General features: G+C 36.4%; 13 protein-coding genes. 12 read left to right on the plus strand and 1 reads right to left on the minus strand.

The window, feature by feature from the left end; all coding sequences use genetic code 11:
* Positions 1-351 precede the first annotated feature (351 nt).
* The 6 genes from EZJ43_RS07040 to EZJ43_RS07065 all read left to right on the plus strand — a co-directional run bounded on the left by EZJ43_RS07040 (position 352) and on the right by EZJ43_RS07065 (position 7,898).
* Positions 352-2,448 (plus strand): nitrite reductase, encoded by a 2,097-nt coding sequence (locus EZJ43_RS07040; protein ID WP_133261968.1) that lies wholly within the window; start codon positions 352-354, stop codon positions 2,446-2,448.
* A 4-nt stretch (positions 2,449-2,452) separates the two neighbouring features.
* Complete coding sequence (gene cobA / locus EZJ43_RS07045; RefSeq protein WP_133261969.1) at positions 2,453-3,226, plus strand: uroporphyrinogen-III C-methyltransferase; 774 nt, start codon at positions 2,453-2,455, stop codon at positions 3,224-3,226.
* Complete coding sequence (locus EZJ43_RS07050; RefSeq protein ID WP_133261970.1) at positions 3,210-4,721, plus strand: TSUP family transporter; 1,512 nt, start codon at positions 3,210-3,212, stop codon at positions 4,719-4,721. Before cobA ends, EZJ43_RS07050 begins: the two co-directional genes overlap by 17 nt.
* Before the next feature lie 2 nt (positions 4,722-4,723).
* The gene (locus EZJ43_RS07055; protein ID WP_133261971.1) at positions 4,724-5,440 is read left to right on the plus strand and encodes a phosphoadenylyl-sulfate reductase; all 717 of its coding nucleotides are present in this window, start codon (positions 4,724-4,726) and stop codon (positions 5,438-5,440) included.
* Positions 5,441-5,626: 186 nt separating this feature from the next.
* Positions 5,627-6,532, plus strand: a complete 906-nt coding sequence (gene cysD, locus EZJ43_RS07060) for a sulfate adenylyltransferase subunit CysD (protein ID WP_133261972.1) — start codon at positions 5,627-5,629, stop codon at positions 6,530-6,532.
* 118 nt (positions 6,533-6,650) lie between these two features.
* On the plus strand, positions 6,651-7,898 hold the full coding sequence (locus EZJ43_RS07065; RefSeq protein WP_133261973.1) for a sulfate adenylyltransferase subunit 1: 1,248 nt from the start codon (positions 6,651-6,653) through the stop codon (positions 7,896-7,898).
* A 245-nt stretch (positions 7,899-8,143) separates the two neighbouring features.
* Here the strand turns inward: EZJ43_RS07065 and EZJ43_RS07070 are convergent, their stop codons facing one another.
* A complete protein-coding gene (locus EZJ43_RS07070; protein WP_133261974.1) occupies positions 8,144-9,919 on the minus strand; it encodes an aminopeptidase P family protein in 1,776 nt (591 codons plus the stop codon).
* A 227-nt stretch (positions 9,920-10,146) separates the two neighbouring features.
* Here EZJ43_RS07070 and EZJ43_RS07075 point away from each other — a divergent pair, with 227 nt between their 5' ends.
* From EZJ43_RS07075 to EZJ43_RS17060, 6 genes are all read left to right on the plus strand, one after another.
* Positions 10,147-11,067 (plus strand): dihydrodipicolinate synthase family protein, encoded by a 921-nt coding sequence (locus tag EZJ43_RS07075; protein ID WP_133261976.1) that lies wholly within the window; start codon positions 10,147-10,149, stop codon positions 11,065-11,067.
* A gap of 3 nt (positions 11,068-11,070) precedes the next feature.
* Entirely contained in the window at positions 11,071-12,552 is a 1,482-nt protein-coding gene (locus tag EZJ43_RS07080; protein WP_133261977.1) for an aldehyde dehydrogenase (NADP(+)), read from the plus strand.
* Entirely contained in the window at positions 12,552-13,550 is a 999-nt protein-coding gene (locus tag EZJ43_RS07085; RefSeq protein WP_133261979.1) for a 4-hydroxyproline epimerase, read from the plus strand. The genes EZJ43_RS07080 and EZJ43_RS07085 overlap by 1 nt, the downstream gene beginning before the upstream one ends.
* 92 nt (positions 13,551-13,642) lie before the next feature.
* Positions 13,643-14,908 (plus strand): NAD(P)/FAD-dependent oxidoreductase, encoded by a 1,266-nt coding sequence (locus EZJ43_RS07090; protein WP_133261980.1) that lies wholly within the window; start codon positions 13,643-13,645, stop codon positions 14,906-14,908.
* A 308-nt stretch (positions 14,909-15,216) separates the two neighbouring features.
* Positions 15,217-15,681 carry a hypothetical protein gene (locus tag EZJ43_RS07095; RefSeq protein WP_133261982.1) on the plus strand — a complete coding sequence of 155 codons (465 nt, stop codon included), beginning with the start codon at positions 15,217-15,219 and terminating at the stop codon, positions 15,679-15,681.
* A 102-nt stretch (positions 15,682-15,783) separates the two neighbouring features.
* Positions 15,784-15,942, plus strand: coding sequence for a hypothetical protein (locus tag EZJ43_RS17060; RefSeq protein ID WP_165953097.1), 159 nt, complete (start codon positions 15,784-15,786; stop codon positions 15,940-15,942).
* The last annotated feature ends 92 nt before the right edge of the window (positions 15,943-16,034 follow it).

Genomic DNA, 16,034 nt, shown 5'->3' on the forward strand with positions numbered 1-16,034 from the left:
TTTGGAGATTATTTAGTCTTTTAAACACTGTAAATTTTCGCTTTTCTAGTTAATGCTCATTGACAATTATATTAACCTCAAAACGGACTTAAACTTTCTTTCTTTTCATTTTTCTTTTCCGCCGGATCATCGAAATTCATCTACGACGAAAGAAAGTTATAAAAAAATAACTACTATTCCTATATACTTTATATATTTGGCAGTCGAATTTGCAGAATTACAAATTCCATGTGTCGAAATGTTGTTGTATTACTGGTCTCCAGCTTAATTACACCGCGTTTTTGATAATTATAAAATAGGCTAATCCCGTTCTAATTACAGAAAAGGATTTTTGAAAATTTAACGTTATATATGCAAAGTTTCAGAACAGAACTTGAAAATCCAGTTGTAGCTCCAGAGATTATTGATCTTGAAAGAAAAATCCGAGCTTTTCGCGAAGGTAAAATACACGATGAAAAATTTAGAAGTTTAAGGTTAGCCAGAGGTATTTACGGCCAACGCCAGCCTGGTGTGCAAATGGTTCGTATCAAAATTCCATTTGGTAAAGTTACTTTTAAGCAAATGTTAAAAATAGCCGATATTTCTGATGAATATGCTTCGTCTAACCTGCATTTCACAACTCGTCAGGATATTCAAATCCATTACGTAAGTTTAGATAAAACCCCAGAATTGTGGGCTAAACTTTCTGAAGATGACATTACCATTCGCGAAGCATGTAGCAATACAGTAAGAAATGTAACGGCATCTTGCGCTGCTGGTATCGATGCTGCTGAGCCTTTTGATGTATCTTCTTATGCGCATGGCTTTTTTAAATACTTTTTAGGCAATCCTGTAAGTATGGAACTTGGCCGGAAATTCAAATTCGGGTTTTCATCAAGCGAAGAAGATACTGCTTATTCATTTATTAACGACATCGGTTTCATCCCGAAAGTAAAAATAGAAAACGGCGAAGAAATTAGAGGTTTCAAAGTTGTTTTGGGTGGAAGTTTAGGCGCACAGCCTTATATCGGTCAGCCAGTGACAGATTTTATGCACGAGGATTTAATTATCCCTTTTTCGGAAGCTGTTTTACGTGTGTTTGATCGGTTTGGAGAGCGTACAAATAGAAATAAAGCCAGATTAAAATTTTTACTGAACAAAGTTGGTTTCGATGAATTTGTGAAAATGGTAGCAGAAGAGCAAATTGCTACTAAAGTTAAAACTTATAAAATAGATAGAACAGTTGTAGATGAACCAAGTATTCCGGTTCCAGTTTCTACTACATTAGAAATTCCTACGGATAAGCAATTGGCTTACGAAGTTTGGTTGGGCACGAATGTTTTTAAACAGAAACAAGAAGGTTACAACGGAGTATATGTAAAGGTAAGAACCGGCGATATGTCAACCGCAATTGCTCGTAAATTTATAACCGCAATTAAACCGCTAGTTGCTGATGATATTCGCGTAACGATTAACCAAGGTTTAATGCTCAAATATGTAACAAGCGAAGCTTTACCCGCATTGTTTTTAGCGTTAGATGAATTGGGACTTTCGGTTCCCGGCCATAATAGTGTTGCTGATGTAACCACTTGTCCTGGAACGGATACCTGCAATTTAGGAATTTCCAATTCTATGGAATTATCAAGAGTGCTCGAGTCTGTTATTTACGCTGAATACGCAGATTTTGTTTACAACAAAGAAATTAAGATTAAAATTAGTGGCTGTATGAACAGTTGTGGTCAGCATGGTATTGCACACATTGGTTTTCATGGCAGTTCTATGAACGTTAAAGGTAAAATAATGCCTACTGTACAGGTTCTGTTAGGTGGTGGAGCGGTTGGAAATGGCGAAGGAAGAGCTGCGGAAAAGGTAATTAAAGTGCCATCCAAAAGAGCACCAGAAGTGTTACGCACCATTTTGAACGATTATAGTATTAAGGAAGAATTTTACAATAGCTTTTTAGATTATTATGATGCAATGGGTAAAGATTATTTCTATCAAATGCTAAAGCCTATTGCCGACCAAGAAACCTTAACCGCAAATGATTTTGTGGATTGGGGACAGAATGATGATTTTATCAGGGCAATTGGCGTTGGAGAATGCGCAGGTGTGGTAATTGATTTGGTAGCAACTTTAATTTTCGAAACTGAAGAGAAATATGGTTGGGCGGTAGAAGCTTATGACCAAGGCATGTGGGCCGATGCAATATACCATGGCTACAATACTATGATTAGCGCTGCAAAAGCCATTTTGCTAGATAATGGCATAAGCAAAAGCACGCAAATTGGTATTATAGATACTTTTAACGAGGAATATGCAAGCAAGTTGGGTGCAACTAATTTTAGCGAAATTGTATTGCAAATTAACAAAAACGAGCCTTCACAACAATTTGCCGAAGCTTACGTGGCAGAAGCAAAAGATTTTCTAAATAAGGTTAAAGCATTTAAAAGTGTAAAATTAGTTGATTAAAAAAATGACACAGCATAAAAATATTACCGCTAAAATTACACTCTTAGGTGCAGGTCCGGGCGATCCAGAATTATTAACTTTAAAAGGTGTTAAAGCCTTACAAAACGCTGATGTGGTTTTGTATGATGCGCTAACAAACGAAGCATTGTTAGAATATGCGCCTGCAGAAGCCATAAAAGTTTATGTGGGCAAACGTTCTGGCGAACATTCTTATCCACAAGATACCATTAATAAACTGATGATTGATTATGCCTTAAATTACGGGCATGTGGTTAGGCTAAAAGGTGGCGATCCATTTGTTTTTGGTAGGGGATATGAAGAGTTGGATTATGCAACTTCTTACAATATTCCTGTCGATGTTATTCCCGGTATTTCGAGTTCAATCGGCGTTCCTGGTTTACAACAAATTCCCGTTACACACCGTGGATTGAGCGAAAGCTTTTGGGTAATTACGGGAACAACAACTTCTGGTGAAGTATCAAAAGATATTTATCAAGCAGCACAATCTAGCGCAACTGTTTTGATTTTGATGGGATTAAAAAAATTAGCTAAAATTGTAGAAATTTTTAAAGAAGCAGGTAAGCTTAATCTGCCTGTTGCAGTGGTTCAAAATGGTTCATCAGCAGATGAGAAATTAGTTGTAGGCACTGTAGAAACGATTGAAAGTTTGGTGCAGTTGGAACTTATAAAAGCACCTGCGCTTTTAATTTTTGGCGAAGTGGTTTCTTTACATCCATCATTTAAAAAATTAGTAAAACAATATGCAAGTATTGCCTAATCTATCTAATAATGAAATCGCTTTTTCTGAAGAGGAGAAGGGTAATCAACTTTTTCCGGTTTTTGTAAAACTGAATAAGTTGCGTACATTATTGGTTGGTGCAGGAAATATCGGCTTAGAAAAACTAACAGCAATTGTAAACAACAGTCAAAAAGCTAAAATTACAATTGTTGCTGAAACCATTACCGATGATGTTTATGCGCTAATAGCGAATTTTCCTCAAATAAAGGTTAAGCAAAAAAGTTTTGATGTTTCTGATTTAAACGATGTTGATATCGTTTTTGCAGCAACAAATAACACCATTTTAAATGAAGAAATTCGAAAGCTTACGCAAGCAAATGGTTTGCTAATAAACGTAGCCGATAAACCTGAACTTTGCGATTTCTATTTGGGCTCAATTGTTCAAAAAGGCGATTTAAAAATCGCCATTTCTACAAATGGAAAATCGCCCACGATTGCAAAGCGTTTAAAAGAAATTTTAAATGAAGGAATTCCAGCCGAGCTGGATGAAACTTTGCAAAATATGAGTGCATTGCGATTAACGCTGAAAGGAGATTTTTCTGCAAAAGTTAAAAGATTAAATAAGGTTACTCAAAATTTAATAAGTCCTAAAAAAAGTTTTGCCGAACGGAACATCAGGTGGTTAATTTGGTTAACTTCCATTTTGCTTTTAGGTGTTATAGGTACAACATTGTGGCAAACTGAACCCGAGTTCCAAACGTTTTTAATCCACATCGATCCATTATTTTATTGGTTTTTAGGTGCCGGATTTCTTTTTGCGCTAATTGATGGTGCAATAGGAATGTCGTACGGCGTAACCACAGCATCCTTTTCGTTAGCAATGGGTTTACCACCAGCTTCCGCGAGTATGGCCATACATATCTCTGAAGTTTTGAGCAATGGTATTGCCGGATGGATGCACTTAAAAATGGGTAATGTTAATTGGAAACTTTTTAAACTATTAATTCTACCTGCAATTATTGGTGCTGTTTTAGGTGCTTATATTTTATCATCTTTAGAACATTATAGCGCTTACGTAAAGCCAATTGTTGCCATTTACACCTTCTTTTTGGGCGCTATTATTTTAATGAAGACCTTTAAAATCAAAAAGAAAAAATCAGATCAAAAGATTAAAAGAATTGGTTTGTTAGGTTTTGTAGGTGGATTTATTGATGCTGCCTTTGGCGGTGGATGGGGTTCAATCGTTTTATCAAGCTTAATTGCCGGTGGTCGCCACCCTTTATTCTCTTTGGGTACGGTTAAAATTAGCAGGTTTTTTATAGCAACTTTAAGCTCATTAACTTTTTTTACTATGTTGGGTGGTAAACATTGGGAAGCCGTTCTGGGCTTAGTTATTGGCAGTGCAATCGCATCGCCAATAGCGGCAAGGGTATCCAACAAAATTTCGGCAAAAACAATTATGGTTGCGGTAGGTATTATTGTAATGTTGGTAAGCTTGCGCAGTATAGTTTTGTTTATTCTAAAATTAATTTAATAATGGAATTAGAAGCATTAAGAGAACAAATTTCAGGTTTAAATACGGTTGATAAATTAAAATATTTGGCAGATAAATACCCGAATCGGATTATTTTTTCGACAAGTTTCGGTTGGGAGGATCAAGCCATAACCCACTTAATTTTTGCCAATAATATTCCCATTAAAGTATTTACTTTAGAAACCGGGCGATTATTTACAGAAACTTATTATGTTTGGAACCGTACATTAGAAATTTACAATAAACCCATCCACGCTTATTATCCACAAACGGATTTGTTGGAGAATATGGTAAATGCTAAAGGTCCAAATAGCTTTTATGAATCGGTAGAGAATAGAAAAGAATGCTGTTTTATCCGTAAAATTGAACCTTTAAAAAGAGCATTAAAAGGCAATGAAATATGGGTTACAGGTATTCGTGCCGATCAAAGCATAAACCGAGAAGATATGCACGATATGGAATGGGATGAAGGCAATCAGCTGATCAAATTCCATCCTATATTTAATTGGACTTTAGATGATGTAAAGAGTTTTATTAGTGAGCACAATATCGTTTATAACACATTGCATGATAAGGGTTTCCCGAGTATTGGCTGTGCGCCATGTACCAGAGCGGTGAACCCAGGTGAAGATTTTAGAGCTGGAAGATGGTGGTGGGAAGATCAAAGTAAAAAAGAATGTGGATTACACGCAACAGAGGTTGAAGCTAGGAAGGTTTAGGGTTTAAGGTAAAGCTTAATCGCCAAAAATAGAGCAAAGAACGATTAACAAAGATAAAAGACAGTGCTATACGTGTTGCTTAACTTTACAGAACTGCAATAGAGGAACTTCGAAAGAACAACCTTTAAACATTACAATTAATTAAACAATAATTTTTAATATAAGGCCCATTTTGGGTTTTGGGGTATGAGCGAGTATAATTTTGATTATTTAGATGAATTAGAGGCAGAAGCCATTCACATTTTGCGTGAAGTAGCAGGTCAGTTTGAAAAGCCAGCATTATTATTTTCTGGTGGTAAAGATTCAATTACCTTGGTTAGGTTGGCAGAAAAAGCCTTTCGTCCTGGTAAATTTCCTTTTCCATTGGTGCACATAGATACTGGTCATAATTTTCAGGAAACGATAGATTATCGTGATCAAATGGTAGAAAGGATTGGAGAACGGTTAATCGTTGGTTCTGTTCAAGATTCTATCAACGATGGTAAAGTTGTTGAACAAACTGGCAAAAACGCAAGTAGAAATAGTTTGCAAACAATCACTTTGTTGGATACGATAGCCAAATATGAGTTTGATGCCTGTATTGGTGGAGCTCGTAGAGATGAAGAAAAAGCAAGGGCAAAAGAACGTATTTTCTCCGTTCGTGACGAATTTGGCCAATGGGATCCAAAACGCCAACGCCCCGAACTTTGGAACATTTACAACGGTCGGATTCACAAAGGCGAAAATGTGCGTATTTTTCCAATAAGTAACTGGACCGAGCTTGACGTTTGGAATTACATCCGCAGAGAAAAAATAGAGTTACCAAGTATTTATTTCTCGCACAAGCGTGATGTAATTACAAGAAATGGACAGCTCATGGCCGCATCGCCATTTTTAAATATGGATAACGAAGATATTGTTTTTAACAAACAAGTTCGCTTTCGTACCGTAGGTGATATGTCTTGCACGGCTGCGGTAGAATCAGAAGCCGTTTTAATTGATGATATAATCTCTGAAATTAGTGCTTCCAAAATATCCGAACGTGGCGCAAGGCTAGATGATAAAGTATCTGAAGCTGCGATGGAAGACAGAAAAAAAGGCGGGTATTTTTAAGGGAGATTTGAGTGCTGAGATATGAGATTTGAGAACTCATATCTTGATTTATATAATTTGAAGTAAGAAGTTAGAAAGATACTCATATCTCAAATCTAACTTCTCATATCTAAAGGAAATGAACATATTAAAATTTTTCACAGCGGGCAGTGTTGATGATGGTAAGAGTACCTTAATCGGCCGGTTGTTATACGATACAGATTCCATTTTGGCAGATCAGTTGGAAGCTTTACAAAGCTCTAACCGTAAAAATGACGATGGAAGTATTGATTTAGCCATTTTAACCGATGGTTTGCGTGCAGAGCGAGAACAAGGCATTACCATTGATGTTGCTTACAAATATTTTCAAACCGAAAAGCGTAAGTTCATTATTGCCGATACACCCGGACATATTCAATACACCCGTAACATGGTTACAGGTGCATCTACGGCTAATTTAGCCATTATATTAGTAGATGCCCGCAACGGTGTGGTAGAACAGACCATTCGCCACTCTTATTTAGTTTCTCTTTTGGGCATTAAGCACGTTGTAGTTTGCATTAACAAAATGGACATGGTTAATTATAGTGAAGATGTTTACAGTTCAATCATCAATAAATATAAAGATTTGGCCAAGCAACTTAAACTTGCTGATGTAAATTACATTCCGGTTAGTGCATTAAAGGGCGATAATATTGTGCAAAATTCTGTAAATATGGATTGGTACAAGGGCGAAAGTTTATTGCACTTTTTAGAAAAAGTAGATACCGATAACCTAGATAAATCACAATTGGCGCGTATGCCTGTACAGTGGGTTATCCGTCCGCAAACGGATGAATTGCACGATTATCGTGGCTATGCAGGTAGAGTATTGAGTGGTACTTTTAAGGTAAACGATAACGTAACAATTATTCCATCTGGTGCAACTTCTACCATCAAAAGGATCGAATTTTTTGATCAGTTTCCCGATGCCGCACATGCAGGTCAATCGGTTACCATTCATTTAAATGGCGATGTAGATATTAGCCGTGGCGATACCATTGTAAACGCATCAGCCTTAACACAAGATACTAAGTTAATTGAAGCCGATTTATGTTGGATGGATGGTCGTGCTTTAGATACATCCATCACCTATTTAATTCAGCACAATAGCAAAACCACCAAATGTAAAGTGAGCGAAATTTTGCACAAAGTGGATATTAACACTTTGGAGAAACACGATGCTGATGAGTTTAAGCTAAATGATATTGGTCGCGTAATAATTAAAACTGCCGATACTTTAGCTTTTGATTTGTACGATGACAACCGAGCAAATGGTTCAGCAATATTGGTTGATAGCAGAACGAATTTAACGGTTGGTGCGCTAATGTTTAGGGCTGCGATGTAATCTTAACTCGAATTCTTAATGAAAAGCGGCGTATCTATTAAGACTACTCCGCTTTTTTAAATTAATTCTTCATTATTACGTCGTCATGCTGTCCCGAATTTTCGGGATCAGCATCTTTCCTGCCACAAAGACCCTGAAATAAATTCAGGGTGACGATTGCCTTAGCTTAAAGCCAAATTACTGGAGATTGATCTATATTTAATTTAGGTTATCTAGCTTTGAATTATGATAAAAAAAAATATTCTTTAAATAGCGGTTGTCATCACTTTTAAAAATGCTTTTTCTTCTTCATTTAAAAAAGGACTAATTCTATCATAAACAATTGTATGATAATTATTTAACCATTCAATTTGAGATTGCTCCAATAATTCTTTTTTAACCAAAGTGGTATCAATAGGCGCCAAGGTTAATGTTTCAAAAGCATAAAATTGATTAAATTCATTGCACTCGTCTGCAATTGTTAACACCAAATTTTCTATGCGAATACCATGTTTTCCAGTACGATAAATCCCTGGCTCGATTGACGTAATCATTCCTAAATCCATAGAAACAGGAATTGCAGATGCATTAATAGTTTGCGGGCCTTCGTGTACATTTAAAAAATAGCCTACTCCGTGTCCTGTACCATGACCAAAGTTTAAACCATGTTCCCACATTGGGCGCCGAGTAATTGCATCAATTTGGTAGCCACAAGTTCCTTTCGGGAAACGGGTTTTAGAACCTTCAATCATTGCTTTAAGCACCAAAGTATAATCAGTTTTTTCTTCTTCCGTATTATTTCCCAATGGGATTACTCTCGTAATATCTGTCGTGCCGTAATGGTATTGGCCACCAGAATCGACTAAGAATAAACCTTCGGCCTCAATTTTTGCATCACTAATGGCTGTTGTAGCGTAATGCGGAAGTGCACCATGTGCTTTGTAGCCTGCTATCGTGTTAAAGCTTTCTCCAACAAAGCCAATTTGCGCAGCTCTAAATTCTTCTAATTTCTTAGCAGCAGACAGTTCTGTAATCTCTATTTTATTTACGTTTTCTTTAATCCATTTAAAAAATTGAGTCATCGCCACACCGTCTTTAACCATCGATTTTCGGGTGTTACTTATTTCTAAATCATTTTTAACAGCCTTAAAATTTGTAGATGGGTTGATCTGCAATACACGCTTTACATCGTTATTAATACTTTTGTAAAGTGCAGAGCAAGTACGCTTTGGGTCGATAAGGATGGCACTTTCGCTGGCTATTTTCTGTAAATCATTGCCAACTTGAATATAAGGGGCAATATTTACGCCGTTATTGGTTAGTTTTTCTGCATCGATAGCGCTGAGTTTATGTGCATCAATATATAGTGTAGTTTGGTTTTCATCAATCAACGCAAAGCTTAAAGCAATTGGATTGTATTTTACGTCCGATCCACGAAGGTTAAATACCCAAGCAATATCATCGAGCGATGAAATTAAATGGTGGCTGGTATTTGATTTCTTCATTTCACTTCTAATAGCAGTAAGCTTACTTACCATCGATTCTCCCGTAACCTCATCACCTAAAAGGTATGCGTTTGCAGTAGGCAACGGAGGCCTGTTTTCCCAAATCGGATCAATACAATCACAGTGTTTAAAATTTATTTGTTTTGATGCAAGTTGTTTAATGAGCATTTCGCCCATAATAATCGAAACCAAATTTTCATCGAAACCGATAACCGAACCATTAGTTAATTGTTCTTTTAACCAGTCTATATATTGGGGTGTATGCGGAATGTTCAGTTTTACGAGCTCAAATCCACTACCCTTAAGTTCGGCTTCTGCCTGTTCGAAATATCTGAAATCTGCCCATAGGCCTGCAAAATTTTGGGTAATTACAACTGTACTAACAGACCCAGTAAAGCCTGTTACAAATTCAATGCATTTATAAAAATCTGGCAAATATTCGCTTAAATGTGGGTCGGCAGATGGAATAATGTAAGCGTCTATACCCTCAGTAAGCATCAGCTTTCTTATGGCAGAAAGTTTTTCAGTATAATTCATAGGTAAAGGTGTTAAACAAAGTTTTAATTAAAAAACGTTTTTACAGTTTTCCTTAAGTTTTAGGAAATTTTATTTTAATGTGTTATAAAATGAGGCATAAAACTTATGTTTTGCGAGCAATAATGCAATAATGAAGCATAATGTTAAAATAGTGTTGTGATTCATTAATACCTGTTCCTTTTTTAAGTATTTGTATGCTTAATTTTGGGGAACTAAAAAATAATAATATGAAAAATATTTCATGGATAGGAATTTATCCGGCACTTTTAACACCGTTTACTGAAAATGATGAAATAGATTATCCACTATTTCAAATCAACTTAGATGCACAAATCGAAGCTGGTGTAGATGGTATAATCATTGGTGGTTCGTTAGGTGAAGCGAGTACAATTACAGCTGAAGAGAAAAGAGAATTTTTAAAGTATTGTGTTAAAACTTTAGAAGGAAAAAAAACGCCTGTAATTATCAACGTTGCAGAGCAAAGCACTAAAGTTGCTATTGCAATGGCTTTAGAAGCTGAAGAATTAGGTGCTGATGGTATTATGTTATTACCACCGTTAAAGTATAAGGCAGATGATGATGAAGTAGTAACTTATTTTAAAGCTGTTGCTGCTGCTACTAAATTGCCTATTTTAATTTACAATAATCCGGTAGATTATGGAATTAGAGTTACTTTGGCCATGTTTGAAGAATTGTTGCCTTATGCAAACGTTCAAGCTGTAAAAGAAAGCACAAGAGATTTGGCTAACATTACAAACATGCTTAACAAATTTGGCGATCGTTTCAAAATTTTAGGTGGTGTAGATACAATTTCATTAGAATCTTTAATGTTAGGTTCTCATGGTTTAGTTGCTGGTTTGGTTGATGCGTTTCCAAGAGAAACAGTTGCGATGTACAAATTGGTAAAAGCAAAAAGATATGACGAGGCTGTTGCAATTTACAGGTGGTTTATGCCATTATTAGAGCTTGATATTCATCCAAAACTAGTACAATACATAAAATTAGCTGCAACTGCAGAAGGTATTGGTTCGGAGCATGTTAGAGCACCAAGACTGCCACTTAAAGGAGCAGAAAGAGAAAGAGTATTAAAAATTATCAATGATGCTATTGCAAATCGTGTAGCGTTACCTGATTATAAAAACTTATAGAATATGTACAAAAACCACACAACAGCAGAGTTAGATGAAGTTATAGCGCAGTCTGTTCAGGCTTTTCATCAATATAAAAAATTTAGCTTAAAACAACGTGCAGATTTTATGCGTGCAATCGCAGTAGAAATCGAAGCTTTAGGCGATGTTTTGTTAACCACAGCTGCTGAAGAAACAAATCTTCCTTTGGCAAGATTAACAGGCGAACGCGGCAGAACAATGTTTCAGTTAAATGCTTACGCAGATGCCACCGAAGGTGGAGATTGGTTGGGTGCGAGTATTGATACTGCCAACGCAGAACGTGTACCGCCTAAACCTGACACCCGCAAAATGCTTGTTCCACTTGGGCCAGTTGTGGTTTTTGGTGCTAGTAATTTTCCTTTTGCCTACTCTACCGCTGGTGGAGATACAGCTACAGCTTTCGCAGCTGGCTGTTCGGTAATTGTTAAAGCACACCCTGCACACTCAAAAACTTCTACCTTAGTTGCTTCTGCAATAGAAAAAGCTGCAGAAAAAACCAATATGCCGAAAGGAATTTTTGCACATGTTTATGGCTCGGGTTTCGAAACTGGAGAACACTTAACTAAGCACGAAGCTATTAAAGCTGTTGCTTTTACAGGTTCGTTTAGCGGTGGTAAGGCTTTGTTTGATTGGGCTAACCAAAGAGAAAATCCTATTCCTGTTTTTGCAGAGATGGGCAGTGTTAACCCTGTGTTTTTATTGCCAGAGAAATTAGCCGAAGAAACAGCTAGCTTAGCAAAACAAATGGCGGGTTCTGTAACGCTTGGTGTTGGTCAGTTTTGTACCAATCCTGGTTTAATGGTTGCTATTGATGGTGCGCCACTTGAACAATTTCTTGTTGATTTGAAAAACGAAATTGAACAAATAGCACCTTCTGCAATGTTACACGCAGGCATATCTGCTAATTACAGCGAAAAATTAACTGCAGCGCTTGCGCAAAAAGGCGTAGAAGTTGTTGGAGAAACTTCTTCTCAAACAACCGATATTCAAGGTAAAGTTACCGTAGCTACAGTTAGTGCCGATGTATTTTTAGCAAACCCTGTATTACACCAAGAAGTATTTGGTCCGTATTCTTTAATTATTAAGTGTAAAGATAAAGATCAATTATTGGCGGTTACAAAAGCAATGGAAGGCCAGTTAACTTGTACCTTAATGGCTACAAAAAATGACATCAACGCTTTTCAAGATTTGCTAAGTGAAGTTCGGGAAATTTGTGGACGATTAATTTTTAATAATGTGCCTACAGGAGTAGAGGTAGCATTATCTATGCAACATGGCGGACCTTATCCAGCCAGTACAGATAGTCGTTTTACTTCAGTTGGGGCAGATGGAATAAAGCGTTTCGCACGTCCACTTTGTTATCAAAATATGGACGACGAATTTTTGCCAACTGAATTGCAAAATGCCAATCCTTTAAATATCAATCGTACCATTAATAACGTTTTATCAAAAGATAAAATTTAATGAAAAAGACATTTTCTTGTATCGATGCACACACTTGTGGAAACCCCGTTAGGGTAGTTTCTGGCGGGGGACCATTGTTGAATGGCCAAAGTATGATGGAGCGCAGACTTCATTTCTTAAAAGAGTACGATTGGATTAGAAAAGGTTTAATGTTCGAGCCTCGGGGGCATGATATGATGAGCGGAAGTATTTTATATCCTCCCGTTGATGATAAAAATGATATCGGTGTGTTGTATATCGAAACTAGCGGTTGCTTGCCAATGTGCGGTCATGGTACAATAGGCATGGTAACTATTGCGATAGAAGAAGGCTTGGTAATACCTAAAGTACCTGGTAAATTGAGGCTAGAAACACCTGCTGGATTAGTTTTGGTAGAATATAAGCAAGAAGGTAAAAAGGTAAAATCGGTAAAGTTAATTAACATAAAATCTTATTTAGCAGCCGAAGGTTTGGAAATTGAATGTCCTGATTTAGGTAAAATTATTGTTGATGTAGCTTATGGCGGTAATTTTTACGCCATTGTTGATCCTCAAAAAAACTTTAAAGGTATTGAGCATTACGGCGCCGATCAATTAATTAATTGGAGCCGAACCTGCAGAACATTGATGAATGAGAAATTTTCTTTTGTGCATCCTGAAGATGAAAATATCAATGGATTAAGTCATTTTCTTTGGTGTGGTGCAACAATTTCGCCAGAAGCTACAGGTAGAAATGCTGTTTTTTACGGAGATAAAGCGATAGATCGATCACCTTGTGGTACAGGTACATCTGCCCGTATGGCACAATGGTACGCAAAAGGAAAGTTGAAAAAAGGCGATATTTTCATTAATGAAAGCATTATTGGATCACAATTTATTGGCACTATTGAAGAAGAAACAACTATCGGTGGCAAAAAAGCAATTGTTCCTGGCATTGAAGGTTGGGCTATAGTTACAGGCTACAATACCATCTTTATTGATGATGATGATCCTTATGCCCACGGTTTTCAGGTTCTTTAAATTCAAATGATTAAATAAAAAGTTAAAATCCACCAATCGGTGGATTTTAACTTTTCAAACCATAAATTTACACATTCTATTTTTTTTATTATATGAGTTCAGCTTCACCATTCAATGGCAACGTTACCGTTATCGGTGGCGGAATTATTGGTTTATGTAGTGCATTTTATTTACAAAAGGCAGGTTTTAAAGTTCAAATTTTAGAACAGGGCGATTTGTATTCCAATTGTTCATCTGGCAACGCAGGTATGATAGTGCCAAGTCACTTTGTGCCCTTGGCAGCGCCGGGTATGATTACCAAAGGTATTAAATGGATGTTCGACAGTAAAAGCCCTTTTTATGTTAAACCATCGCTTAATCCTTCGTTAATTTCTTGGGGATTAAAATTTTGGAAATTTGCTACAGAGAAACATGTTGCAGCATCGGCAGGGCCACTTCGCGATTTGCATTTATTGAGTAAAAGCCTATATGAGGATTTGGCAAAAGAACCTTCGTTGAATTTCTCGTTAAAAGAAAAGGGAATTTTAATGCTTTACAAAGGCAAAGCTGTTGGCGAAGAAGAAATACATTTAGCGATAAGAGCACAAAAATTAGGATTGGACGTAGAGCCTTTAACTGCTCAACAAACCCAAGATTTGGAGCCTGATGCTGAATTATCAGTTTTAGGGTCGGTTCATTACAGATGTGATGCGCATCTTTCGCCAAACGATTTAGTAAACCAATTGCTTGCTAATTTAAAAGAAGGCGGTGCGGAAATTATTACCAATTGTAAGGTTAATGATTTTGAAATCGTAAATGGCAAAATCAACTCAATTATCACCAATGGAAAAACTTATAAACCAGATTTAGTGGTAATGACAGGTGGTTCTTGGTTGCCAGAAATGGCAAAAAAAGCCGATATGAGCATTCCGATAATGCCAGGGAAAGGTTACTCTTTTATGGTTGATGAAACTAAAAAGATCATCCATCCTTCGTTGTTGATTGAAGCAAAAGTTGCGGTTACACCAATGAATGGTAAAATACGTTTTGGAGGCACAATGGAAATTGCACCAATGAACGATAAAATTAACCTCAAGCGGGTTGAAGGAATTGCAGGTTCTATCGTTAATTATTACCCCGATTATAATGTGGAAGTACCACAGGTTGATAAAATCTGGTATGGTTTCCGTCCTTGCTCTCCGGATGGGCTGCCATATATTGGTTTTAGTAAAAAAATTAGCAATTTAATTGTTGCGGGTGGACATGGAATGATGGGCATTAGTTTAGCACCGGCTACGGGTAAACTTGTTGCGCAATTGGCAAAAGGTGAAGAACTGGCCACAGATATATCGATGTTTGGCGCCGAGCGATTTAATTAAATTATTATCGTGTTTTTAGCAGATCTAATCAGGCATAAGGCACGTTAAAATTTAGGTTATAAGATAATTTACTCCCCTCCTTATGTAAGGATGGGAGTTTTTTGTATATAGTAATGAAATGAATGGTTGTTCAGTTGAATATAAGCATTTAAAATCTTTGAAATTATAAGTATGGATAAAAGGAGAGAAAGATTACCCTGTTAATGAATTTTCACGCAGCATAAAGCTTTTACTTTTATGGAAATAACACTAAATCTTAATCTATTTACTATATTAGATATATTGGTTAAACACTAAACCTCCTTACCATGAAAAAAAATATTTTATGCCTAATTTTTGGAGCCATTCCATTTGTATTTGCCTGCAATCAATCTGATAAGAAAGCGGTATCAGCTGTAAAAGATTCTGTGCTTAACACCAGTTGTTATGTTGCTACATTTGAAAAAGACATTGCGAGTATGCAAATGAATTCGCTGGCATCAGGCAAAGTTAGCGGTACTTTGGTGGTTAATTATGCAGAAAAGCCAAGAAATACAGGCACAATTGAAGGTAAGTTTAGTGGCGATACTTTATTGGTAGATTATCGCTTTAAAACCGGCAAAGATACAGTTAGCGTTTACACAAATCCATTGGCATTTTTGAAAAAAGATGGTAAATTAATAATGGGTGTTGGCCAAATTGAAACTACTTTAGGCCGTTCTTATTTTGTGAAAGGTAAACCGATTAATTATGAAGTTGGCAAATTTACCTTTGAGCCAAAAGCTTGTAAATAATGATTGTCGTAGCCATAGTGTCTTTAAGGATGGTTTAACTCAGTTTTCGCTGAAGCAAACGATATTTTGGTAAATATTTGTCGGTTAAAATTGGCGCTGATAATGAATATCAATAGCCCTTGGCTTAAGCCAAGGAATTATTTAGATGCAAAACAGGCTTTAGCCAAAAATCACGATTTACATGATGCCAAATCTAGCTTTAGTTTCTCGCTAAGGCTTTTTCTATTTGTGTATTTCTCACCACTCTTAACCTCGCATTAAGGGTACTTCTATCTACCAAAATAAATTAATTTAAATTATTTTCAAATAAATTACTACTATATCCATAGACTTTATATATTTGTATCGTTAAA

Origin of the sequence: Pedobacter changchengzhani (assembly GCF_004354365.1) — a bacterium.
GTDB classification, from domain to species: domain Bacteria; phylum Bacteroidota; class Bacteroidia; order Sphingobacteriales; family Sphingobacteriaceae; genus Pedobacter; species Pedobacter changchengzhani.

What these genes read in the sequence shown, in the direction of transcription:
- EZJ43_RS07055 (WP_133261971.1), top strand. Translation starts at nt 4,724, where the DNA reads ATGGAATTAGAAGCATTAAGAGAACAAATTTCAGGTTTAAATACGGTT.
- cysD (WP_133261972.1), top strand. Translation starts at nt 5,627, where the DNA reads ATGAGCGAGTATAATTTTGATTATTTAGATGAATTAGAGGCAGAAGCC.
- EZJ43_RS07080 (WP_133261977.1), top strand. Translation starts at nt 11,071, where the DNA reads ATGTACAAAAACCACACAACAGCAGAGTTAGATGAAGTTATAGCGCAG.
- EZJ43_RS07075 (WP_133261976.1), top strand. Translation starts at nt 10,147, where the DNA reads ATGAAAAATATTTCATGGATAGGAATTTATCCGGCACTTTTAACACCG.
- EZJ43_RS07040 (WP_133261968.1), top strand. Translation starts at nt 352, where the DNA reads ATGCAAAGTTTCAGAACAGAACTTGAAAATCCAGTTGTAGCTCCAGAG.
- EZJ43_RS07085 (WP_133261979.1), top strand. Translation starts at nt 12,552, where the DNA reads ATGAAAAAGACATTTTCTTGTATCGATGCACACACTTGTGGAAACCCC.
- EZJ43_RS17060 (WP_165953097.1), top strand. Translation starts at nt 15,784, where the DNA reads ATGAATATCAATAGCCCTTGGCTTAAGCCAAGGAATTATTTAGATGCA.
- EZJ43_RS07090 (WP_133261980.1), top strand. Translation starts at nt 13,643, where the DNA reads ATGAGTTCAGCTTCACCATTCAATGGCAACGTTACCGTTATCGGTGGC.
- cobA (WP_133261969.1), top strand. Translation starts at nt 2,453, where the DNA reads ATGACACAGCATAAAAATATTACCGCTAAAATTACACTCTTAGGTGCA.
- EZJ43_RS07095 (WP_133261982.1), top strand. Translation starts at nt 15,217, where the DNA reads ATGAAAAAAAATATTTTATGCCTAATTTTTGGAGCCATTCCATTTGTA.
- EZJ43_RS07070 (WP_133261974.1), bottom strand. Translation starts at nt 9,919, where the DNA reads ATGAATTATACTGAAAAACTTTCTGCCATAAGAAAGCTGATGCTTACT.
- EZJ43_RS07050 (WP_133261970.1), top strand. Translation starts at nt 3,210, where the DNA reads ATGCAAGTATTGCCTAATCTATCTAATAATGAAATCGCTTTTTCTGAA.
- EZJ43_RS07065 (WP_133261973.1), top strand. Translation starts at nt 6,651, where the DNA reads ATGAACATATTAAAATTTTTCACAGCGGGCAGTGTTGATGATGGTAAG.